The sequence below is a fragment of the Janthinobacterium sp. ROICE36 genome, assembly GCF_002869965.1.
Taxonomy (GTDB): Bacteria; Pseudomonadota; Gammaproteobacteria; order Burkholderiales; family Burkholderiaceae_D; genus Janthinobacterium.
In genome coordinates this window covers 122,864-146,193 of sequence record NZ_PEBS01000001.1, presented here as the reverse complement: position 1 = coordinate 146,193, position 23,330 = coordinate 122,864, and the positions used below count along the sequence as shown (strand labels likewise).

Genomic DNA, 23,330 nt, shown 5'->3' with positions numbered 1-23,330 from the left:
GCGGACGAATAAATGGATAGGCTGGAATGAGGGAATGCGCGTGCGGACAAGGTCGAAGTAGGCATCGGTCAGGAACAATCCAAAAGAAGTTCAATTCGTCGCGGGTACCGGCAGCAGCAAAATGCAATCACTACCTCAGGGTAGACTGGAATTGCCAGAAAATCAATCGTGCGGTGTTGCATGCGCGGGCAAGCCCTTGTATCGATGGCTTGCCCGCATGTTCAGCCGCTTACTGGGTGACCAGGCTGACCTTGTCGATCACGAACGAGGTTTGCAGTGATGCATCCTCGGTCGCGGCAAACGAGATTTGCACGCTCTGGCCTTTGTAGGCGATCAGGTTAAACGTGCGAATCTGGTAGCCGGACGCCTTGTTCACGTTCGAGTACGAGGCCAGGGTGCCCAGCACCGTACCGGCGCTGTTCTTCACGGTGACGACCAGCTTGTCGTACACGGTATTGCCCGTTTCAGCCGTGTCGATATGCAGCGCGAAGCTCAAGCTGGCCGAGGTGGCGGCAGCCGGAATGGTCACGCTTTGCGTCAGCGATTCGCTGGCCGTGGTGCCATTACCGCCCAGCCAGGCGTACTTCGTGCCTTCGTACGCGGTTTGGCCCGTGAAGGTGCCGATGGCGCCCGTGGTGCCGCTCCAACCCGTGGCGCCGGACTCGAAGCCGCCGTTCGTCACGCGTTCGGTGGCCGAGCTGCTGCCGACCGTCAGGGTGGCGCTGTTCGACGTGGCCGTCACGGCGGACGAGGAGGAATCCGTCACCGTCGCCTTGAAGACGGCGCCGTTGTCGGCCGCCACAGTGGTGAAACTGTAGGCGGGTGACGTGGCGCCGCTGATCACGGCGCCGTTGCGGTACCACTTGTAGGTATACGGCGCCGTGCCGCCACCCGCGCCCACGGCGAATGAAGCGGTGGCGCCCGGTGCGACGGTGATGCTGGCCGGCTGGCTGGTGATGGTCACCGCCCCGCCCGTGGTCGATTCATCGACGTCGGCGCCCACGTTGATGGCTGCATAGGCGCGCTTGACGGCGATAGCCGCGGCGCTGCCCACGCCATACAGTTCTTCGGCGGCCAGCAGCACCTTGTTGCGCGCGTCGGCATAGTTGGTCGACGAGGTGAACTTGGTGGTGGCGGCCTTGAACCAGATGCGGTAAGCCTTGTCGCTGCCGATGCCGGTCATGGCCAGCGGACTTTTGTTCAGGTAGGAGCTGTAGTAGTCGCTGCTGGACGTGGAGTTCGAGCCTTGCGACAGGAAGTAGAACATGCGGTTGTTCGGGCCGCTGCTGTAGTGGACGTCGAGGTTCTTGATGGTGCTGCTCCACGCATTCGGGCTGCTGCCATCCTTGCTTGGCTTGTACAGCCAACGTAGCGGCTGGCCGTTCTTGGCGATTTCCTTGCCCGTCATCCAATCGTTGCCCGTGTTGGGGATGCTGGTGCCGGTGCCGCCGGCGCGCGCATACGCCTCCACCATTTCACCGGCGATGTCCGAGCTCGATTCGTTCAAGCCACCCGATTCCTGCGAGTAGATCAGGCCGGAAGTGGCGTCCGTGATGCCATGGCCCATTTCATGGCCGATCACGTCGATGGAGCCGAGGTTGTTGAACGAGCTGCCGCCGTCGCCGATGTACATGCACTTGCAGTTGCTGTCGTAATAGGCGTTGTCGTAGGCCGTGTTGACGTGGGCGGCGATGTGGGTGGCCGTGTTGTTGCCGTCCAGGCTGGACCAGCCCAGTACATTCTTGTGCGTGTCGTAGGTGTTCATCAAGCCCCACATCGCGTTGACGGCCGCCGTCTGGCCGTTGGCGTTGGTGGTGCTGCCGCCGTTGACGTATTGCTGGCCGTCCCCCCAGGTATTGCTGGTGCTGCTGTACACGCTGCCCGAGCTGGTGCCGTGGTTGGCATTCGTGATGGCCATGCCGCCGAAACTGCCACCCGTGCCGCGGCTGGGGTCCTTCATGGTGTAGGTGCTGCCCGTGAGCGTGGTGTTGAGCGGTACCTGGCCGTTGTACTGGCTGTTGCCGATGCCTGCCACGGTTTTCAGGGCTTTCCATTGACGCAGGATGCGACCATCTTTGGCGCTGACGACGGTGTCGTAGTAGACGGGCTTGTTACCGCTGATCATGCGCGTCTGCACCAGATAGGCGAGCTCGTAATGGTCGACCACGTCCTCTACGTCGAGGGCGTTCAGCGCGGCTTCCGACTTGTTCTCGGCGCCAGCCACGCGCACCGTTTTCATCACGGGGTAGATCAGTAGTTGCGCCTGTGGCGGCACGTGGTCGACGGCCGGCACGCCGATGCTTTTCACGGCGGCCGCGATGGCGGCGGCGGCGCTGATGGCCGGCGTGGTGTCGATATCGGTGGTGGCGCTGCGGGTGACGGTATTGACGCCGCCGCTACCGAGGCCGGACGCGCGGTCCGACAGCGATACACTGACGATGTCGCCGGCGCTGTTGCTGACCACTACTGTCTCGGAACCGAAGACTGGCAAGCCCTTGTATGTGTGCTGTACGCGGCTCACGCGCGTGCCGCTGACGCCCGGATGCTGGGCGCCGACGGCAAAGCCATGTTCGGTATTCAGGCCACGGCTGCGCGCCTGCGCGGCCAGTTTGTTGACCAGGCTGGCGTTCTCTTGTGGAGAGGCCAGGGTGACCGGGGCCGCCATCAGGGTCTGTGGCAGCGGCGTGGCGGCATCGGCTGGGGTGACCATCAGCGGCAGGGCGGCGATGGATGCGGCAACTATCGTCAAACGTAAATTCATTTCTGCTCCATGGTATCGGTTAAGGAAATGGTGAATGAGCTGGCCGCGATGCCTGATGGCCACCCCGGCGTGCCTGACGGCGGGCGGATAGCCTGCCGTGTTGTGGTGGCATGACGCCGAGTAGGGGGACACTAAACTTGTCGATATCGCCATGTCAAAAAATTCAAGAAATGGGTCACGACGCGAATTTTTGTTAAGAATTGAACATTCACCGACGCTGCATCAGCCGAAAGTTTGATCTACCACAAACTGCAACTTTTGTTTTGGACGACTTCCCCAAATGGCGTGTTCTGTTGGAAAAACACTGTTGCCTTTTGTGAATGTTGCGATCTACACTAGCTTTTCGCCTTGTTCCCAGTGGACTAAGCGAAGACAAAAAAGCGCACGCGGCTATGACCGCGTCCAGATACAGCGCATCGGGAAAAAAATCGGGAGTTTCACATGACATCAATTCTGTTTTCTGCTGTTGGTTTCAGCCATTTCCACTCTGCAGCGGCCTTCACGCTGCGTCCGCCATCCTAGCCGCCGCTACCCGGCCCATCCCCCGCAAGGGGGCTTTTCAGTGAGTCCGGCCGCGCCACCCGGCGCGGCCGATGGCGCAGTGCATCCTTTTTTCAGGAAGGGGTGCCGGCTACTGGTGCGTGCACCAGAATCACCGGCCCGAGGAACTATGCTTTCGATAGCGACCAAAGTGGAACAGATCGTGATGGAATCGGCCTTTCTCAGTGAGGGATTGGGCCGCGGCTTGCTTAACCTGTCGGAAGTGGCGCGCCAGCTGCAGCCGCAATTGCAGAGCGACTTATGGAAACCGGTGGGGCAGGCCGCCGTGGTGATGGCGCTGCGCCGACTGGCCGAACGGATGCCGCTGCAGAAAAGCGGCGAGATCGTGCTGGTGCACCGTGCGGGAGAATTGAGCACGCGCAGCGAGCTGATGATTTTTACCTACCGCTACTCCGACCAGACGTATGCCTGCCAGCGCCAGTTGCTGGCACTGGCAGCGCCCCAGCGCGGCACCTTCATCACGGTGACACGCGGCGTCAACGAAGTGATGGTGATCTGCAGCCGTTCGCTGCATGCGCTGGTGGACGAGGTCTTTGGCGGCGAGCAGGAACTGGCGCGCCTGGAGCGGGTGACGGCCGTGACCTTGCACCTGGCGCCCGAAACCTGTTATACGCCGGGCGTGTATCACGCCATCCTCAAGCGCCTGGCCTGGGAACGTATCAACCTGATCAACATCATTTGCACGTACACGGAGCTGACCTTGCTGCTGGAAGCGTCGCAGACGGGGGCCGCTTTTGGCGTGCTGTCGAAAATCGTCGCGCAATGAAAAACGCCCCGCTGCAGCGATGCAGCGGGGCGCCGGCGGGAAGCAGTCCGTTTATTTTTCCAGCTGCGTACGCACGCGGGCGATTGCGGAGCGTACCTGGCGTGGCGCGGTGCCGCCCACGTGGTCGCGCGCGGCGACGGAGCCTTCCAGGGTCAGCACCTCGAATACGTCTTCACCGGTCAGGGGCGAGAAGGCGCGCAGCTGTTCCAACGACAGGTCGGCCAGGTCGCAACCGGCGTCGACGCAGGCGCGCACGGCCAGTGCCACCGCTTCATGGGCGTCGCGGAACGGCAAGCCCTTCTTGACCAGGTAGTCGGCCAGGTCGGTTGCCGTGGCATAACCCTGCAGGGCTGCCGCGCGCATCGCTTCCGGTTTTACCGTGATGCCGCCGGCCATGTCGGCGAAGATGCGCAGCGTGTCGATGACGGTGTCGACGGTGTCGAACAGCGGTTCCTTGTCTTCCTGGTTGTCCTTGTTGTAGGCCAGCGGCTGGCCTTTCATCAGGGTCAAGAGGCCAATCAGGTGGCCATACACGCGGCCTGTCTTGCCACGGGCGAGCTCGGGCACGTCCGGGTTTTTCTTTTGCGGCATGATCGACGAGCCGGTGCAGAAGCGGTCGGCGATGTCGATGAAACCGATGCGTGGGCTCATCCAGATCACCAGTTCCTCGGCCATGCGCGACACGTGCATCATCAGCACGGCGGCAGCGGCGCAGAATTCGATGGCGAAGTCGCGGTCCGACACAGCGTCGAGCGAGTTGTGGCAGACGTCGTCGAAGCCCAGCGTCTTGGCCACGCGCAGGCGGTCGATGGGGAAGGTGGTGCCGGCCAGGGCGGCGGCGCCCAGCGGCAGGCGGTTGACGCGCTTGCGGCAGTCGGCCATGCGCTCGGCATCGCGGCCGAACATTTCCACGTAGGCCAGCATGTGATGGCCGAAGGTGATCGGCTGGGCCACCTGCATGTGGGTAAAGCCCGGCATGATGGTGTCGGCATGCTGCTCGGCCAGGTCCGTCAGCGCGCTGCGGAACGTCGTCAGCAGGATGGTGATGTCGTCGATGGCGGAACGCACGTACAGGCGGATGTCGGTGGCCACCTGGTCGTTGCGCGAACGGCCCGTGTGCAGGCGCTTGCCCGCATCGCCTACCAGTTCGGTCAGGCGTTTTTCGATATTCAGGTGGACATCTTCCAGGTCGAGCAGCCATTCAAACTGGCCGGCGTCGATTTCCTGCGAGATTTGCGCCATGCCGCGCTGGATTTCCGCGTAGTCGGCCGGGCTGATGATGGCTTGCGCATGCAGCATTTCCGCATGGGCCAGCGAACCTTCGATGTCGAACAGCGCCAGGCGCTTGTCAAAAAATACAGAAGCTGTGTAGCGCTTGACGAGGTCCGAGACCGGTTCGGAAAACCGGGCCGACCAGGCTTCGCCCTTTTTGGAGAATTGATCTGTCATGAAAGAAGTCCTTTAGTGTAGGGCGATTATAAACAAGGTTGGCGTGCGGTAGGGCTTTTAGGGGCTTGCAGGGCGCTGAAATGGCCAGGAATGGGGCTGGCAAGCGTCAAATGGCAGGTCAGGGCGGTATTGCGCGTTTCATCCGGGCTTTTTGTATTCTGTCCCGCAAATCATGCGTTTTGTCGCAATCCGATGGCAGTTCAGGGGCGATCCGCCTACAGTTCAATCATCGCAGCACACAACCAGCCACTCAAAGGACATCATCATGAACATCGCTAAAAACATGGAAGCCATCTTCGTTGCCATCATCGCCATTGCCGCCGCTACCAGCCTGGCTACCGCCGCCGTGCCGAAGTTGCGCGCCGCGCCAGCAACCATTGTTGCCAGCGCCGATCAAGCCACCATGCACACCGTGTATGTCAGCGCCAAGCGTTTGAGCGCCGAAGAAAAAGCCGCGCTGTAAGCGTGGCGATGCGATGCAAGCAGGACGCAAGATATTCGCCGAAAACAGCAGTACCGCATAACGGACAGTCAGGACGGGCGGCTCCCCCGCTTCTTTCCAGCCCAGGTGACAGCAGCAGAAAAAAGACCGATGATCGTGTTTCCAACGATAGCAAGGCCAGCGCAATGCCAACTTTGACCATCAGTACCGACAAGGCGGAACTCGACGTTCCGGCCATCCACCAGTTTCTCAGCACGCAATCGACATGGGCCATCGGCATCCCGTTGGCTAGCGTACAGCGCGCCATTGACCATTCGCTGTGTTTTGGCGGCACGCTTGACGGTCGCCAGGTGGCCTTCGCCCGCGTGGTCAGCGACTACGCCACGTTTGCCTATCTGGTCGACGTGTATGTACTGGAAGAGTACCGCGGCTGCGGCTACAGCAAGCGCCTGATGGAGGCCGTGATGGCACATCCCGACTTGCAGGGCTTGCGCCGTTTCATGCTGGCCACCAGCACGGCGCATGGCTTGTATGCGCGCCACGGTTTTACGGCCCCGCTCAGGCCGGAGACGCTGATGGAACGGTATTTCCCCGATATTTATCGGTGTTGAACAGCTGCAGCAGTGTTGCGCGCGGCCCTGGTCTTGCCCTGATATCTGCGTTTTCTTGATCAACAACGCGACAACCCCTACCGGACTGTGACTCCATGACCTCTTCTTTTCTCTGGCCTTTCCTTGCCGTATCGCTTACGGCGACTGGCGCACCCGCACCAGATGCATTCAGCCCGGCGCCTTGCGAGACGGGCATTTTCCGCCAGGACCAGAAGGGTTTTGTTGCGATCACAAAAGGGGGTAAAGGGTACAGCTATACCTTCAGCGACGGGACCGTTGGCAACACGCAGGATGCCGGGGCACCGGTCGCTTGCGGAAAGGGCGCCGTGCTTGTCAGCGGCAAGGAGCGCTGGCCGAAAGTGGCCCTGGCCGAATCGAATACGCGTTTTGAATCAAACGGCGTCATGCTCGCAGGCCGCTTGATGGAAGCGCCGGGCGCAGGCAAGGACACGCCGCTGGTCGTGTATGCCCATGGTTCCGAAGGTAGCGGCTGGATCGACCGCGCGCGCGATCCTTACCAGATGGTTGGAAGGGGCGTGTCCGTTTTCGTGTATGACAAGCGCGGCACGGGGCTATCCGAAGGCGAATATACGCAGAATTTTCCGCGCCTGGCCGATGACCTGGTGGCCGCGTCGCGCGAAGCCAAACGGCTGGCGCAAGGCCGCTACGGCCGCTTCGGCCTGATGGGGGTGAGCCAGGGCGGCTGGATCGCGCCGCTGGCGCAGGCGCGCGCCAAGGCGGAATTTCTTGGCATCGGTTATGGTCTGGTGCTTGATATCACGGAGCAGGATGCGGCGCAGGTCGTCAAGGAATTGCGGGATCGCGGCTATGGCGACGACGTCATCGCCAAGGCTCGGACGATGACCGATATCACGGCAAGACTCGTCAAATCCGGCTACAAGGATGGCCTGGACGACTTGTCCGGGGTCCAGCAGCGATTCGGCAAGGAGCCCTGGTTCGCGCTCATCAAGGGAGGCTACACGGGCGTGTTCCTGGGGATGCCGGTCGATGCCTTGCGCAAGAATGGCATACCGCAGTTTGACAAGCTCGATATTGACTGGTCGCTCGATCCCTTGCAGGTTTTGAGTCAAGTCACGGTGCCGCAGCTATGGGCCTTGGCAGAGGACGACCGTCAGGCGCCGCCAGCTGTCACTGTGGAGCGCTTGACGGCGTTGCGCAGCCAGGGCCAGGCCATCTCGGTTTACCTCTTCCCGCAGGCCGATCACGGCATGCGCAGCTATGATCAGGCATCGGATGGAACGCGCAAACCCACCATCATCACACCAGGGTTTTACGATCTGATGGCCGACTGGGCAAAGGGCGGCGTCCATGGCACTTATGGACGGGCGTACCGCAAATAAGAAAGCCACGGCGACTGTGCATCGCCGTGGCTTTTTTTACTGCCAGTGCATCAGGCAGGGGGGAATCAGCAGCAGTAGCGCCAGCGCCAGGTAAATCAGCTGCAGCGGGATCATCCACTTGGCCCACGTAATCCAGGGCACGCGCGCCAGCGCCAGCACGCCGACGGTGATGCCGGAGGTGGGGATCATCGGCGTGGTGAATTCGCCGAACTGGAAAGCCAGAATGGCCGTCTGGCGCGTCACGCCCACCAGGTCGGCCAGCGGCGCCATGATGGGCATGGTCAGCGCGGCCTGGCCGCTGCCGGAATGGATGAAGAAGTTGATCACCGACTGCATGAAAAACATTTTTTGCGCGGCAAAGACGGGGCTTGACGACGCCACCAGGGGCGTGAGCGCATGCAGCATGGTGTCGATGATCTGCGCATCGCGCGCCAGGATCATGGTGCCGCGCGCCAGCGCGATGACCAGCGCCACGCTGACCATGTCGCGCGCGCCCTGCACGAACGACGCTACCAGGCTGTCCATGTCGAGCCGGCCGACCAGGCCGACGACGATGGCCATTACCAGGAACAGGGCGGCGATTTCATCGATGAACCAATCGTACTTGACGACGCCGACGACCATTGTCAGCAAGGTCGCCATGAAAATCCACAACACCGCGCGGTGCGTGCGGGTCATGCCGGCAAAGCTGTCCAGGTCCATCGAATGCTCGCTGCGCTTTTCGATATCGAGCAAATAGGTTGGGCTTTTTTCCGGATGGCGCTTGATGCGCGCCGCATACCACATCAAAAACACGATGCTGACCGCTGTGGCGATGGCCCACACGATCAGGCGGTAGCCGATGCCGGAAAAGATCGGCACGCCGGCGATGCCCTGCGCGATGCCGACGTTGAACGGGTTCAGGAAGGCGGCGGAAAAGCCCACCTGTGAGCCGATGAAAGGAATCGAGACGCCCGTGATGGTGTCATAGCCCAGGGCCAGCGCCAGCGGCACGAAGATCAGGATGAAGGGGATCGCTTCCTCGTTCATGCCGAAGGTGGCGCCGCCCAGCGAAAACATGGTGAAAAAGACGGGGATGATGGCGGCGCGCACGAAGCGCGAACTGGTGTGCGCCTTGGCGATGGCTTTGATCAGCGAATCGAAGGCTTCCGTCTTTTGCAGCACGGCGAAGGCGCCGCCGACGATCAGGATGAAGCCGATGATCAGGCTGGCGTCGACGAAGCCCTTGATGGGCGCCATCATCAGGGCGGCGAGTCCCTGCGGCTTGTTGTCCACGTAATGAAATGTGCCGGGGATGATCAGCTGCTTGCCGTTCACCAGTTGCGTATCGAATTTCCCGCCCGGCACCAGCCATGTCGCCAGGGCGATCATCGCCAGGATGGCGCACAGCAGGACGAAGGTGTTGGGGAGCTTGAATTTTCTCATGGCGCTTTTTTGTGACATTTATTGGCTCAACAGGCTGCCGCCGCGGAAGGCGACGGCGCCGGCGACCTTGCCGACGTTCATGCCGCGCAAGACGTGGCGGTGGGCACTGCGCGCAAAGAAGACGCCGGCGACCGTACAGCGCAAGGTCGTCGTCTCGCCGCTGACGGGATCGATCAGGTCGGCTATCGCGTCGCCGGCGGCCAGCACCTCGCCCACTTCACGCAGGTAGACCAGTACGCCGTGATGCGGCGCGAGGATCGGTTCCACGCCGGCCAGCGGCGTTGGCTGACATTGCGGCGCTGGCAGGTCGTCGCCGGCGCCGGCTATCTCCAGCACGCCTGCGATGGCGAGAAAGCGCAGCAGGGCGGTGGCGTCGCGTTCGGCCAGGGCGTAGCTCACTTCCACTTCGCCGCGCAATTCGACGGTGCTCGACAGGCAGGCGGCGGGAATCGGATAGCGTCCCTGGAAGTGCGCGTCGAGGTCCCACCACAATCGGCTGCAGGCTTCGTCGAACGGCTCTTCGCCGGCTGCCAGTTCCAGCAGCACGGCGCGCGCGCCCAGCAGCGCGGACAGGGGCGCGATTTGCGCCGCCAGCGGCGTGCCTGTGTAAATGTGCAGGGCCGCCTCGTTATCGCAATGCAGGTCGAGCATGATGTCGGCATCGATGGCCATGCCCAGCAAGGTCTTTTTCAGCGTCTCCGCATCCGTGGACGGCCGCCAGGCGGCGACGGCATCGCGCGCATGCTGGCGTATCAGCGCCACGTTGGCCTTCGCATCCTGTCCCAGCTGGCCATCGAGCGTGGTTTTCAGTTCATCTGCCACGTGGCGGTAGGCGCGGTTGAAGTTGATGCCGGTGGTCAGGTCGAAGCGACCGAACGGCGCGCCATGGATGGCTTGCGCCAGGCCGATGGGATTGGCGGCCGGCACGAGAATCACTTCGCCGTGGATCTTGCCCGCCGCCTCCAGTGCCAGCAATTCGCGGCGCAAAAATTGCGACACCAGCATGCCCGGCACTTCGTCCGCGTGCAGCGCCGCCTGGATATACACCTTCTTGCCGCTGCGGCTGCCGGCCGCCGCCGTGCCAAAGTGAAAGCTGCTCAACTGGCACGTTACGCTGGCGTGCGCGGTGGAGATGGGATGCTGTTGTACTTGCATGGTGAATTCGCCCCAAAACGGGGCGCGGTTGATGGATTTCGGTCGATTATGTAGCATTATTTTCACGAAGTAAATCAATGAAAATCCTTTTACAAATATTTCTTGAGTTTTCTTTTTGATATGAGTAGAGTAAGTTCCAGCGACCCGTTTTTGCCTTTTTATCCGTCATCCGCCATACACAAGAATACAGGCCGCCAGTGATATGAAATCATCCGCCAGTCCTGCCCGTAACAGCTCCCGCACGCCAGTGGCCGCCGCCCTGTCGTCGCCCGATGCCGCTTTCGCGCAAGCGCCGCTGGGGCAGGCGCTGAGGCACGTGCTGGCCAGCGGTTCGGCGTCGCAGCGACAGATCGCCGATTACCTGCTGCGCAACCAGATGCGCGTGACGGCGCTGGGCATCGAGGAACTGGCCGACAGCTGCCAGGTATCGACGGCGACCATCAGCCGCTTCGCGCGCGACATCGGCCAGAAAAATTATTCGGCCATGCGCAGCGCCATGGCCGAAACCCTGCAATCGCTGTTGCAGCCAGTCGACAAATTGCGCCGCACGATAGAACGGCGCGCGCGCGCCACATCACCCGTCACGGAAAGCATGGAATATGCGGCCGCGAACATCGCCGCCACGTCCGATGCCCTGTTGCCGCCTGCTATGCAGGCCGTGGTGCGGCGCCTGACGCGCGCCAAGGTCGTGTATGTGATGGGATTCGGCCTGTCGGCCAACCTGGCAGGCATGCTGGTGCAGCATCTGCAGCCGTTTTGCCCGCATGTGGTGGAAGTGGTGGGCATCGGCGGTTCGGAAGTGGCGGCTGGGCACCTGGTCAATCTGACGGCGCAGGATGTGCTGGTGGTGATCTCGTTCCCCCGTTACACGCTCGATTGCATCGGCCTGGCCAGCTTCGCGCGCGACCGCGGCGCTTGCATCGTGGCGCTCACCGACTCTCCCGCATCCCCTTTGGCCGAACTGGCCGATCATGCCTTGTATGCGCAAAGCACGCATCCCGTCCTGCCCAGCAGCGCCAGCACGGCGCTGGCCATGATCGAGGCGCTGGCCGTGGCGCTGATGGTGTCGAACAAGAAGAACGTTGAAAAAGCGGCCCGCCTGAGCGAAGTCATTGCCGCCTATCTTTACGGCGGCGAGCATGGCGTGCCAGGGACCCGGAAAGCAGTATCCAGGCAGCGCAAGGCAGTGCAAAAATCATGATAAAAATCAGGTATATACCATCGGGGAGAGTTGCAATGTACATGAAAAGACAAGATGGCAGTTCCGTATTGTTGCGCGAGTCGGTGCTGGCGCAAGGCGTGCGCCTGGCGCTGGGCGCCTTGAGCGTGTCGGCGGCGCTGGGCATGCTGGCCAGCGGCGCGCAGGCGCAGGAGCAGGGGCCGGACGGGGAGCCGGCGCCGAAAAAAATGCAGCGCGTAGAGATCACGGGTTCGGCCATCAAGCGGCTGGAGTCGGAGACGGCGTTGCCGGTGCAGGTCATCACGCGCGCCGATATCGAGAAGGCGGGCGTGACGACGGCGGCCGAGCTGATGGCGCGCGTGTCGGCCAACGTCGGGGGCTTGACCGATGGCGCCAGCATCAACGTAGGCGGTGACCAGCGCGGTTTCAACAGCGCCAACTTGCGCGGCGTAGGCACTTCGTCCACGCTGGTACTGCTGAATGGCCGGCGCATGGCCAACTTTGCCTCGCCGGGCGACGATGCGGGCGTGGACTTGAATAATATTCCTGCCGCCGCCCTGCAGCGCGTGGAAGTGCTGCTCGACGGCGCCTCGGCCCTGTACGGCACGGACGCCATCGGCGGCGTCATCAATTTTATTACGCGCAAGGATTACCAGGGGGTGGAGCTGAACGTCTACGGCAGCCGTACCGATGAAGGGGGCGCGGGCAAGCGCACGGCCAGCATCACGGCCGGCACGGGCGACCTGGCGGCGGATGGCTACAATATCTTTGCCGTGGTCGACCTGCAAAAAACCGACCGCCTGAGCTCCTCGCAGCGCAAGTTCATTCCGAACCTGCATGTGCCGGAACGCCTTGGTCACCTCTTGTCCGGGTACACAAGCCCTGCGAACATCATACTGTCGGATGAACAGTTTGAGGCGCTCAAGGGCTTTCCGCTCAACGGCCGGCCAATTTCCCAGGGGACGATCAATACCGGTGCTCCCGGCTGTAATCCACCGGCCAACCTGCACTTACCTAATGGTACCGGTGGCGTTAACGGCTGTACCTATGATTACATGGGCGATACAGAGCTGTATCCGAAATCCGACAAGCAGAATTTCCTTACGCGTGGAGTGTTGAAGCTGAACGCCGACCATCAGCTATATGCGGAGGTTGCCTTGAGTCGTTCGCGTACTTATTATGTAGGTTCTTCCGCGCGCGTGCGCGCCTATGTCGATGCGAGCCGGATTCCGCAATTGGCAGGTTCGGGCCTTTTCACTGCTGTTGATGAGGATGGCGAGCCGATCGACACAGAGCTGGAATTGCGTATCCGACTGAACGAAGGTGGCATGCGTACCAGCGAGCTGACCAGCGAAAGCCAGCGTATCGTGGTGGGGGCGACCGGTACGGCGGCGGGATGGGATTACGATATAGGTGTCAACCATAGTGTGAATACTGTACGCGACAGAGATACGCATGGATACCTGCTGTATAAAGAGCTCAAGAAGGGTATCGCCGATGGCCATATTAATCCTTTTGGCCCCTCGGGAGCCGAAGGCAAGGCGCTGATTGACAGCCTTCAGGTCAATGATGAAGTGCGTCATGCGCGTGGCACCATGGATGCCCTGGATTTCAAGCTGTCGCGCGCCTTGATGGCCATGGGTGGCGGCGATATGGCGCTGGCCGTGGGCGGCGAAGTGCGGCGCGAGCGCACGGACTTCCGTCCTTCCGAACTGTTGATGAGTGACAACATCAATAACGATGATGCCCCCGAAGGCGGCAAGGCCACCAGCGACAGCCGCAACGTGCAAGCCATCTACAGCGAGCTGCTGCTGCCGTTTACCAAGCAGTGGCAGGCGCAGCTGTCGGGTCGCTACGATCACTACCAGCAGGTGGGCGGTGCCCTCAGCCCCAAGATCGGGCTGACCTATATGCCCAGCAAGCAGGTGCTGCTGCGCGCGTCGGCCGGCAAGGGCTTCCGCGCGCCTTCCATGTCCGAGTTGCACCGTCCCACTGTTTACAGCAGTACGGCGACCCTGCCTGATCCCGTGTATTGCGCGTCTATCGATTACGATTACACGCGATGCGCGTATAACTGGGACACGCGCCGCTACAGCAACGACAAGCTGAAACCCGAACGCAGCCGCCAGTTCACGGCCGGCCTGGTGCTTGAACCCAGCCAGCACTGGACCTTCAGTGCCGACTACTGGAACATCAAGCGCACGGACCTGATCAGCGAAATCGGCGACGACATCATCCTGGGCAACCTGGGCAAGTACGGTGACCTGGTGCACCGCGATGAAGACAATGAAATCGACTACATCGAGCTGCGCAAGGAAAACCGCGGCGCGCAAAAGGCTGCGGGCATCGATATCACGGCCGACCTGCATGGCGTGAAAACGGCGTGGGGGCGTTTCGGCGGACACCTGAGCGGCACGTATGTGCTCGACTCGAAAATCCAGACCAGCCCTGGAGACGTTTTTATCAGTAACTTGAATAAATTTGTCACGGACGGCGTGGTGCAGCGCTGGCGCCATACGATCACGCTGGACTGGGATAACGGCCCGTATTCGGCCAGCCTGTCGAACACCTATTCGAGCGGCTACCGGGATCAGAACTCGGCCATCAACACGGACGATGGCAGCGTGGTCAAACCGAACCGGGTGAAGGCGTACACGCTGTGGGACATGTCGGGCGCGTATGCGGTCAGCAAGCAGTTCAAGCTGCGCGCGGGCATACAGAATCTGTTCAATACCAGTCCTCCGTATTCGAACCAGGCGTACTTTTTCCTCTCCGGCTATGACCCGACCTACACGGACCCGCGCGGCCGGCGCTTCTATGCCAGCGCCAATTACAGTTTCAAATAGAGAGGCAAAGCAGGAGATGGCGCAATGCCGCTGTCACACGCAGCGGCTAGTATCGTAGTTCGAAGGCGTTGGGTTGCAAGCAGCAGTGTTGGCAGCAAGGGCGCGCGCCAGGCGCGTGCCCCTTTTCATGTATTCGAGAGGCACCATGAAATCATCTTCAAGCCTGTATCACACCTTCCGCGCCGCGCTGCTGTTCGCGCTGGCATTGTGCAGCGTTCATGCCGTGGCGGCGCCTGGCGGCAGTGCCATCGGCAGCGCGCCGCAGGGCACCCTCGTCATCATCGGCGGCGGCCTGCGCGCCGACAATGCCGAAGTCTGGCAGCGCATCGTCAAGTTGTCGGGTGGGCCAGGCGCGCGCATCGCCGTGCTGGCTTCGGCCGCGATGAACCCGGAAAAATCGGGTGAAAGCATCATCAAAAAACTCAATCAATATGGCGCCGATGCCTTTTTCGTGCCACTGGCCGTCAAGCTGCCCAATCGGGATTACCGCAAGGCAGCCGAAGATCCGGCCATCGTCACGCAGATCAAGTCGGCTACCGGCATCTATTTTGCCGGCGGTGACCAGGGCCGCATCACGCAAGCCTTGCTGCGCCCGGACGGCAGCCGCACGGCCGCGCTGGAAGCCATCTGGTCGGTTTATCGCAACGGCGGCGTGATCGCCGGTTCCAGCGCCGGCGCCGCCATCATGAGCACCACCATGTTTTACGATGCCAAGCCCGTGCTCGACATGCTCAAGATGGGCGTGACGGATGGCCGTGAAATCGCGCCAGGGCTGGGCTTCATCGGCAGCGATGTCTTCGTCGACCAGCATTTGCTGGTGCGCGGGCGTTTTGCGCGCATGATTCCCGTGATGCTGAAAAAAGGCTATCACCTGGGACTGGGCATCGATGAAAACAGCGCCATGGTGGTCGACGCCATGCGCGACGTGGAAGTCATCGGCTACAGCGGCGCCTTGCTGATCGACTTGTCGGGCGCCATCAGCGACCGTGGCGTGAAAAATTTCAATATCAGCAACGCGGCCATCAGCTATCTGGACCGGGGCGACAAATTCAACCTCGTCACGCGCGTGTTTACGCCCTCGCCGGACAAGGCCGACAACAAGCTCGATCCGAACCAGCCCGACATGCGCGAGCCTGTGTTTACCAACGATATCCTCGGCAATAACGCCGTGCTCGACCTGATGGGTAACCTGATCGACAATGCGCAGCAGGAAGCCATCGGTATCGCTTTCGGCAACCCGCGCGATCCATATCCGGACCTGGGCTTCGAGTTCCGCTTCAGTAAAACGGTCAACAGCGTCGGCTACAGCTCGACCGAGGCGGAAGCGTATTCGGTGCTGAAACTGCGCCTCGATATCCGTCCGATCCAGCTGCGCCAGCCGCTGTACCGCTACAAGTAAGTGCTGCGTTACCGCCGCCAGCGCGGCCACGCGGCAATCGTCAATGCCCGGAGCAGCCATTCGACGGGGCCATACGCGTGGTTGCGCAGCCACCAGCGGCTCAGTGGCAACTGCACGCAGAAGAGGATGACTGCCAGCGCCAGGGCACCCAGCGGCGAGACGCTGCCCATCAGCCGCGCGCCATACGCGAGGAACAGCCAGGCGCAGACGGCCGACTGCAGCAGGTAGTTCGACAGGGCCATGCGGCCCGTGTCGGTCAACAGGGCAAACAGCGTGCCGTCGCGCAAGCGCTCGAACAGGGCCAACGCCAGCGCCAGGTAAGCGCCCGCCAGCAGCGGCGCGCTCGCCAGGCCCACGGCCAGCCCCGCCACCTGCCATGCCTGGTTGTCACCATACACCGAGGTCCACGCATAGATGGCGGCGCCGGGCAGGCCCGCCAGTACGCCCGCCCACAGCAGGCGGCGCCGCAGCGGCAGGTAAGCGCTTGCGTGCAGCAGCATCTCGCGCTTGCCGGCGGCCAGGCCACACAGGAACATGGCCAGCGCGCAGGGCGCTTGCACCAACAGCAGGACGATCCAGATGTCACTCAGTTCGCGCAGGTGCTGATGGACGACGGCCGCTGGCGTGGCGCGATAGGCGGTCAGCGCGCCTGCCGCTTTCTGTGCCATCGCCACGGCGTTGTCCGCAGCGTCGCCCGCCGGTTGCAGGCTTTGCAGCCAGGCCATGCCGGCCCAGAATGCCACGCAGACGGCGACGAGAGTCACGGCCAGGGACAGTGCCTGGCGCTCGCCGCAGCGATGCAGCGTCAGCAGCACGATGCCCAGCACGGCATAGGTGGTGAGTATGTCGCCATGAAACAGGAATACGGCATGCAAGGCACCGATCAGCCACAGGCCCGCTTGCCGGCGCAGCATGCGCGGCATGAACGGCGCGCCGGCGCGCGCCGCCGCCTGCATCTGCAAGGTGAAGCTGTAGCCGAACAGGAAGGAAAACAGCAGGTAGAACTTGGTCTCGAACAGCAGGGCGACGGAGAAGTGCGTGGCGCGGTCCACGTTGCCGTGAAAGGCCGGATCATCCATGCCCAAGCCGAACCAGGGCGTGGCGAAGGCGCCGATATTGACGACCAAAATGCCGAACAGCGCGCAGCCGCGCAGGGCGTCGACATCGGCGATGCGCGTCGATGTTGCCGTCATGGCGCCACTCATGACAGGGCAGGGCGCAGGAAACGCGCCAATAACAGGTGCAGGCTGGCCCGCTGCGCCAGCGGCGCGTAATGGGGATCGACGGCGACCCGGTTGAAGATACCGTCGATCAGCGCGGCGATCCAGCTGGCCGTTTGTGCGGCGTCCAGTGCGGCGTCGATCTGGCCCCGCGTGGCCGCCTTTTCCAGCAAGGTTTGCAGGCCGCCGCGCAGGTTGGCGTCATTGCGCGCCACCCTGGCCGCGACATCCGTGTCGCGCATCGCTTCGGCGGAAATTTCCAGTACCAGTGCCGCAAAATCCGCGTCGGCCGCCAGCGCCAGCACCAGGTCCATGAAGTCGAGCAGGGCACCATGGGGATCGGTGCTGCCTTGCGCGCCGGCGAAATAGGCAGCCGTTTCGCCGCCTTCCTGGTCGACGATGGCGGCGATGATGGCTTGCTTGGTGGGGAAGTAATGAAACAGGTTGCCAGGGCTCATGCCTGCTTGCGCGCAGATGGCAGCGGTGCTGGTCTGGTGAAAGCCCTTGCGCACAAAGCAGCTGCGCGCCGCAGCGAGAATGGCGTCGCGGCGCGCCGCGTGTTTGCCGGGGTCGATGGTGCGCATGGTTCCGTCCGTCTTCTCTGTTAATTAATTAATCGACTAATCAATCTAATATAAATCGGTTCGCGCGCATGGTCAAGCGCAGCGACTGAAATGGCTGCTTTGCACGCTCGCTTGCTCTCGCTACAATGTGACGCAGCGGTTTTCCCTGCGCCTGCCGACAGGCCCGCCGATTGTTTGGAAAACCGTTCCCTCCACCTGTTTTTCTACTGTTTTAGGAATGACATGCAGCAGACCCCGATTCGATCCTTCTTCTGCGCGCTGGCGCTGGCCGCCGGCATCGCACCTGTCGCACAGGCTGCCAATGCCGTCCAGCCGGCCACCATGCGCCTCGACTACCAGCACAGTGGCAATGCGCTGGGCGAACATTATGCGGTCGAGCGCGTGCTGGTCGAACCCCTGCCGTGGCCGGGCAATCCGGCGCGTCCCATCGACGACAGCAACCGCGGCAACAACCTGCTGGAAGTGGTCGATATCAAGTCGGGCAAGGTGCTGTATTCGCGCGGTTTTTCCACCATCTTCGGTGAATGGGCCAGCACCGACGAAGCGAAAACCACCACGCGCGCTTTCCAGGAATCCGTGCGTTTCCCGCAGCCGGAGCAGCCCGTGCGTGTGCGCATCCTCAAGCGCGACGAGCGCGGCCTGTTTTCCATTGTCTGGAGCACCGATGTCGACCCGGCCGCGCAGGATGTGATCCGCAAGCAGCCACCGGCGCCCGTCAAGCCGATACCGATACGCATCAGTGGCCCCTCGTCCGAGAAGGTCGACCTGCTGATCATGGGCGACGGCTACACGGCGGCCGAAATGGGCAAGTTCGAAGCGACGGCGCGGAAACTGGCCGAGCACCTGTTTACGGTCTCGCCATTTCGCGAGCGGGCCAATGACTTCAATGTGTGGGCCATGGCCGCGCCGACGCAGGAATCGGGCGTGTCGCGTCCATCGACGGGCGTGCATCATGCTTCGCCCCTGGGCACGCGCTACGATATCTTCGGCAGCGAGCGCTACGTGCTGACGACGGATAACCGCGCCCTGCGCGACCTGGCGCAGTATGCGCCGTATGAATTCATTGAAATCCTCGTCAACAACGATACCTACGGTGGCGGCGGCATCTTCGGCCAGTTCAGCACGGCCGCAGCGAATAACGACTGGGCCAATTACCTGTTCGTGCATGAATTTGGCCACCATTTCGCCGGCCTTGCCGATGAGTATTACACCTCACCCGTGGCTTATCAGTCGAATGGCGAGCGTCAGGAACCGTGGGAGCCGAACGCCACGGCGCTACGCGATCCGGCCAGGCTGAAATGGCAGAACCACGTCAAAGCCGGCACGCCGCTGCCCACGCCGTGGCCGAAGCAGGCGTACGACAGCCATGCGCGCGAGTACCAGAAGCAGCGCGCCGCCCTGCGCGCGGCCAACCGCCCGGAAAGCGAGATGAGCGACTTGTTCAAGGCCGACCTGGCGTACACGCAGCAGCTGTTCTCCAAGGCGCCGCAGCGCCATGCGGTTGGCGCCTTCGAAGGCGCGAACTATGAGTCGTCCGGCTACTACCGGCCCGCGATGCAATGCATCATGTTCGACCGCAGCGAGACGTTCTGCTCCGTATGCCAGGATGGCATCAGCACCATCATCGACCTGTATTCGCGTCCCGCCGCGGCGCCGCGCAAATAAGGCCTTTCAGCACAGTTCCGTAAGACATGGTGGGCCATGTTGCAACGCAATAGCATGGCCTCCATTCTGTCTCTCCCCCGCCATCCGCCGCCCTGCACCACCGAGCATTGATTGTTTTTAAGGCAATATCCATCTCCGCGGGAAAAGCCCCTTTTCTTCCCGTCAGCCCAGAGATATTGTCAAATGAACATTCCTGCACGCTTGCCTGAAAAATATTTCATTTAGATAATATTGAGGTAAAATTTGACTTACATCAATGCTGCATTGCCGCAATCGCACTTATAGTTGACCTAACTCAAAGCGTCATGGAATGCGGATCGGACTCATCACCAATCACGCGTCTAAATGCTGTAGAGTAATTTCGCCCCGTACCAGTTCCCCGAGAATGCATTGGTGCTGGCCTCGAATTTCAGTGACGGAAGCCCGATTCATGAAGATGCAGATCCCCGCGCCTGACGCGTGCAGTACCTTACATCCCCCCACTCCCATTGCCTTGCCGTATGCGCGCGCCGGTGGCGTCACCCTGGTCATGTGCGCTGCCGCCTTGCGTCCAGTCCAGGCATGACGGCCGACTTGCACCAGTACTTGCCTTTGCAGGGCAAGCGGGGCCTGGTGGTGGGTATCGCCAACGCGCAAAGCATCGCCTGGGGCTGCGCCAGCGCCTTGCGCGCGGCCGGTGCCGAACTGGCCGTGACCTGGCTCAATGACAAGGCGCGTCCGCATGTGGAGCCGTTGGCGCAGCAAGTGCAGGCGGCCATCATGGCGCCGCTCGACGTGGGCGTGCCGGGCCAGCTCGAAGCGCTGTTCGCGCAGATCGCGCAGCAGTGGGGGAAGCTCGATTTCGTCGTCCATTCCATCGCCTACGCGCCGAAGCAGGACTTGCATGGCCGCGTCACGGACAGTTCAGCAGACGGCTTTGCGCAGGCGATGGATATCTCCTGCCACTCCTTCATGCGCATGGCGAAGCTGGCCGAACCCCTGATGCCGCACGGCGGCAGCTTGACCACCATGAGTTATCTGGGCGCCGAGGAGGTCATCGCCGACTATGGCCTGATGGGTCCCGTGAAGGCTGCGCTGGAAGCATCTGTGCGCTACCTGGCGGCCGAACTGGGCCCGCAGGGCATCCGCGTCAATGCCATCTCGCCGGGGCCCCTGGAGACGCGGGCCGCTTCCGGCATTGCCCATTTTGACCGCCTGATGGCCGACGCCATCGAACGTGCGCCCATGCGGCGCCTGGCCACCATCGAGGACGTGGGCGCGCTGTGCGCCTTCCTCGCCGGCGACGGCGCGCGCGCCATCACGGGCGGCACCTTGTATGTCGACGGCGGCTATAACATTCTGAATTGACTGGAAGAAGATGATCATGCCTGTTCCCGCTTTATCTGCGTGCGCCAGGATGGCCGCGCTGGCCACTGCACTGGCCGCCACGCTGGCCCTGGCTGGCTGCGCCTCGATGGCGCCGCCGTACGCGCCACCGCCGCTACCGGTAGCGGCGCAGTATCCGGAAACCGATCCGGCCGGCGCGCGCGCTGCGGACATCGCCTGGCAAGCCTACTTTGCCGACGCGCGCCTGCAGGCGCTGATTGCGCAGGCGCTGGCCAGCAACCGCGATATCCGCATCGCTGCCCTGCGCGTGGCAGAGGCGCGCGCCGCATATGGCATGCAACGCGCCGAACAGTTTCCCACCATTGCGCTGGGAGCCTCCGGTAGCCGTGCGCGCGTGCCCGGTGACCTGAGCGTGACGGGGCGGCCCATGACGAGCGCGCAGTACCAAACGGGTTTGAACGTGAGCGCCTGGGAGCTCGATTTCTGGGGCCGCGTGCGCAGCCTGAAGGACAGCGCGCTGCAAACCCTGCTGGCCAGCGACGAAGCGCGCCGCGCCGTCGGCGTGGCCCTGGTGGCGCAGGTGGCCAATGGCTACCTGGGCTTGCGCGAACTCGATGAACGCGTGGCGCTGGCGCGCGCCACGGTCGACAGCCGCGCCGAGTCGCTGCGCATCTTTACGCGTCGCTTCGAAGTGGGTTCGATTTCCAAGCTGGACTTGACGCAGGTGGAAACCCTGCTCAGCCAGGCCTTGTCGCTGTCGGCGCAGCTGGAGCAGGCGCGTGCCATACAAGCGCATGCGCTGGCCCAGCTGGTGGGCGGCCCGGTCGACCTGACGCCGGTGGCTGGTGATGCGCGCCGCTTCGACGACGCCAGCGTGCTGCAGCCGCTGCATGCGGGCCTGCCCTCGGCTTTACTCACGCAACGCCCCGACCTGGTGGCGGCCGAGCATCAGCTGCACGCCGCGCAAGCCAATATCGGCGCCGCGCGCGCCGCCTTCTTCCCCACGATTTCGTTGACGGCTGCCTACGGCACGGCCAGTGCGGAATTGCGCGGCCTGTTCGACTCGGGCAGCGGCGCCTGGAATTTCGCGCCGCGCCTGGTGCTGCCGATCTTCGACGCGGGCCGCATCCGCGCCAACATGGACCTGGCCGAGGTACGCCGCGACGTGGCCGTGGCCAATTATGAAAAGAGCGTGCAGGGTGCCTTCCGCGAAGTGGCTGACGCGTTGTCGAACCGGCGCTGGCTGGCGCTGCAAGTCGACATCGGCAAGACCACCCTGGCCGCGCAGAGCGAACGGGCGCGCCTGGCCAAGCTGCGCTACGACAACGGCGCCGCGCCCTACCTGGAAGTACTCGACGCGCAGCGCGACCTGCTGTCGGTGGAGCAGCAACTGGTGCAGACGCGCCGCGCGCTGCTATCGAGCCAGGTCAGCCTGTATGCCGCGCTGGGCGGCGGCGCGCCCGCCGTCACCACGTTCTCCAATAAATTGCGATTGCCTACACCATGACTCCACAACTGAAGAAAAAACTCATTCCCGCCGCACTGATCGTGGCCGTTCTCGTGCTGGGCTATGCGGCCTGGCAAAAAATGCGTCCCACCGGCCCCGGAGAAGGTTTTGTCAGCGGCAATGGCCGCATCGAAGCCACCGAGATCGACGTCGCCACCAAGCTGGCTGGCCGCGTCAAGGACATCCTCGTGCGCGAGGGCGACTTCGTCAAGGCGGGGCAGTCGCTGGCCACCATGCAGGTGGATTCGCTGACGGCGCAGCGCGACGAAGCGCGCGCGCGCCAGCAGCAGGCGTCCGACGCGGTGGTCGGTGCGCAGGCGCAGGTGGCCGTGCGCGAGAGCGACAAGGCGGCCGCGCTGGCCCTGGTGGCGCAGCGTGAAAGCGAACTCGATGCGGCCCGGCGCCGCCTGGCCCGCTCGGAAACCTTGTCGAAAGAGGGCGCTTCCTCGGTACAGGAACTCGACGATGACCGCGCCCGCGTGCGTAGCGTGGCTGCGGCCCTGAATGCGGCCAAGGCGCAGGTCACGGCGGCGCAGGCGGCCATCGACGCGGCGAAGGCGCAAGTGGTCGGTTCGCGTTCCGCCGTGACGGCCGCCGAAGCGACCACCGCGCGCATCGACGCCGACCTGGCCGACGGCCAACTGGAAGCGCCGCGCGACGGCCGCGTGCAGTACCTGGTGGCGCAGCAGGGCGAAGTGCTGGCCGGTGGCGGGAAGGTGCTCAACCTGGTCGACCTGTCGGATGTCTACATGACCTTCTTCCTGCCCGAGACGGCGGCCGGCAAGGTGGCGATGGGCGGCGAAGTGCGCATCATCCTCGACGCAGCGCCCAATTACGTGATTCCGGCGACGATTTCCTTTGTCGCTGCCAGCGCGCAATTCACGCCGAAGACGGTGGAAACGGCCAGCGAGCGCCAGAAGCTGATGTTCCGCGTGAAAGCGCAGATTAGCCGCGAGCTATTGCAAAAGCACCTGGCGCTGGTCAAGGTGGGCTTGCCCGGCGTGGCGTGGGTGCGCCTCGATACTAAGCAGGCATGGCCCGCTGAACTGACGTCCAAGGTTCCGCAGTGACC

General features: G+C 62.7%; 18 protein-coding genes. 12 read left to right on the top strand and 6 right to left on the bottom strand.

Annotated features, from left to right (window positions below; genetic code table 11):
* Positions 1-229: 229 nt before the first annotated feature.
* Positions 230-2,761, bottom strand: coding sequence for a M4 family metallopeptidase (locus CSZ94_RS00595; protein ID WP_102119702.1), 2,532 nt, complete (start codon positions 2,759-2,761; stop codon positions 230-232).
* A gap of 670 nt (positions 2,762-3,431) precedes the next feature.
* Here CSZ94_RS00595 and CSZ94_RS00590 point away from each other — a divergent pair.
* On the top strand, positions 3,432-4,088 hold the full coding sequence (locus tag CSZ94_RS00590) for a hypothetical protein (protein ID WP_102119701.1): 657 nt from the start codon (positions 3,432-3,434) through the stop codon (positions 4,086-4,088).
* 51 nt (positions 4,089-4,139) lie between these two features.
* Here the strand turns inward: CSZ94_RS00590 and argH are convergent, their stop codons facing one another.
* Positions 4,140-5,537, bottom strand: coding sequence for an argininosuccinate lyase (gene argH / locus CSZ94_RS00585; RefSeq protein ID WP_102119700.1), 1,398 nt, complete (start codon positions 5,535-5,537; stop codon positions 4,140-4,142).
* 265 nt (positions 5,538-5,802) lie between these two features.
* On the opposite strand from argH, the gene CSZ94_RS00580 reads away from it, so the two are divergent.
* The 3 genes from CSZ94_RS00580 (at position 5,803) to CSZ94_RS00570 (ending at position 7,951) form a co-directional block, all read left to right on the top strand.
* Positions 5,803-6,000: a hypothetical protein gene (locus tag CSZ94_RS00580; protein WP_102119699.1), complete on the top strand. Its 198-nt coding sequence runs from the start codon at positions 5,803-5,805 to the stop codon at positions 5,998-6,000.
* Between the two features lie 164 nt (positions 6,001-6,164).
* Positions 6,165-6,590 carry a GNAT family N-acetyltransferase gene (locus CSZ94_RS00575; protein ID WP_102119698.1) on the top strand — a complete coding sequence of 142 codons (426 nt, stop codon included), beginning with the start codon at positions 6,165-6,167 and terminating at the stop codon, positions 6,588-6,590.
* Positions 6,591-6,916: 326 nt separating this feature from the next.
* Positions 6,917-7,951 carry an alpha/beta hydrolase family protein gene (locus tag CSZ94_RS00570; RefSeq protein WP_180977306.1) on the top strand — a complete coding sequence of 345 codons (1,035 nt, stop codon included), beginning with the start codon at positions 6,917-6,919 and terminating at the stop codon, positions 7,949-7,951.
* Positions 7,952-7,987: 36 nt separating this feature from the next.
* Here CSZ94_RS00570 and CSZ94_RS00565 read toward each other — a convergent pair whose 3' ends face one another.
* Positions 7,988-9,376, bottom strand: a complete 1,389-nt coding sequence (locus CSZ94_RS00565; RefSeq protein ID WP_102119784.1) for a YfcC family protein — start codon at positions 9,374-9,376, stop codon at positions 7,988-7,990.
* Between the two features lie 18 nt (positions 9,377-9,394).
* Complete coding sequence (locus CSZ94_RS00560) at positions 9,395-10,531, bottom strand: succinylglutamate desuccinylase/aspartoacylase family protein (protein ID WP_102119783.1); 1,137 nt, start codon at positions 10,529-10,531, stop codon at positions 9,395-9,397.
* A 202-nt stretch (positions 10,532-10,733) separates the two neighbouring features.
* Between CSZ94_RS00560 and CSZ94_RS00555 the strand changes: the two genes are divergently transcribed.
* The 3 genes from CSZ94_RS00555 (at position 10,734) to CSZ94_RS00545 (ending at position 15,956) form a co-directional block, all read left to right on the top strand.
* Positions 10,734-11,732: a MurR/RpiR family transcriptional regulator gene (locus CSZ94_RS00555; protein ID WP_102119696.1), complete on the top strand. Its 999-nt coding sequence runs from the start codon at positions 10,734-10,736 to the stop codon at positions 11,730-11,732.
* Positions 11,733-11,767: 35 nt separating this feature from the next.
* Positions 11,768-14,557, top strand: a complete 2,790-nt coding sequence (locus CSZ94_RS00550; protein WP_102119695.1) for a TonB-dependent receptor — start codon at positions 11,768-11,770, stop codon at positions 14,555-14,557.
* Positions 14,558-14,702: 145 nt separating this feature from the next.
* Positions 14,703-15,956 (top strand): cyanophycinase, encoded by a 1,254-nt coding sequence (locus CSZ94_RS00545; protein WP_102119694.1) that lies wholly within the window; start codon positions 14,703-14,705, stop codon positions 15,954-15,956.
* An 8-nt stretch (positions 15,957-15,964) separates the two neighbouring features.
* Here CSZ94_RS00545 and CSZ94_RS00540 read toward each other — a convergent pair whose 3' ends face one another.
* Together CSZ94_RS00540 and CSZ94_RS00535 are read right to left on the bottom strand one after the other, a co-directional pair.
* Positions 15,965-17,149 carry a DUF418 domain-containing protein gene (locus CSZ94_RS00540; protein ID WP_102119693.1) on the bottom strand — a complete coding sequence of 395 codons (1,185 nt, stop codon included), beginning with the start codon at positions 17,147-17,149 and terminating at the stop codon, positions 15,965-15,967.
* 8 nt (positions 17,150-17,157) lie between these two features.
* The gene (locus CSZ94_RS00535) at positions 17,158-17,760 is read right to left on the bottom strand and encodes a TetR/AcrR family transcriptional regulator (protein ID WP_102119692.1); all 603 of its coding nucleotides are present in this window, start codon (positions 17,758-17,760) and stop codon (positions 17,158-17,160) included.
* Positions 17,761-17,982: 222 nt separating this feature from the next.
* Here CSZ94_RS00535 and CSZ94_RS00530 point away from each other — a divergent pair, with 222 nt between their 5' ends.
* From CSZ94_RS00530 to CSZ94_RS00515, 5 genes are all read left to right on the top strand, one after another.
* A complete protein-coding gene (locus CSZ94_RS00530) occupies positions 17,983-19,425 on the top strand; it encodes an IgA Peptidase M64 (protein ID WP_102119691.1) in 1,443 nt (480 codons plus the stop codon).
* A gap of 430 nt (positions 19,426-19,855) precedes the next feature.
* Entirely contained in the window at positions 19,856-19,990 is a 135-nt protein-coding gene (locus CSZ94_RS28410) for a hypothetical protein (protein WP_258000696.1), read from the top strand.
* Positions 19,987-20,772, top strand: coding sequence for an enoyl-ACP reductase FabI (gene fabI / locus CSZ94_RS00525; protein ID WP_102119690.1), 786 nt, complete (start codon positions 19,987-19,989; stop codon positions 20,770-20,772). The genes CSZ94_RS28410 and fabI overlap by 4 nt, the downstream gene beginning before the upstream one ends.
* A 10-nt stretch (positions 20,773-20,782) precedes the next feature.
* Complete coding sequence (locus tag CSZ94_RS00520) at positions 20,783-22,258, top strand: efflux transporter outer membrane subunit (protein WP_102119689.1); 1,476 nt, start codon at positions 20,783-20,785, stop codon at positions 22,256-22,258.
* Positions 22,255-23,328, top strand: coding sequence for an HlyD family secretion protein (locus CSZ94_RS00515; protein ID WP_102119688.1), 1,074 nt, complete (start codon positions 22,255-22,257; stop codon positions 23,326-23,328). The genes CSZ94_RS00520 and CSZ94_RS00515 overlap by 4 nt, the downstream gene beginning before the upstream one ends.
* The last annotated feature ends 2 nt before the right edge of the window (positions 23,329-23,330 follow it).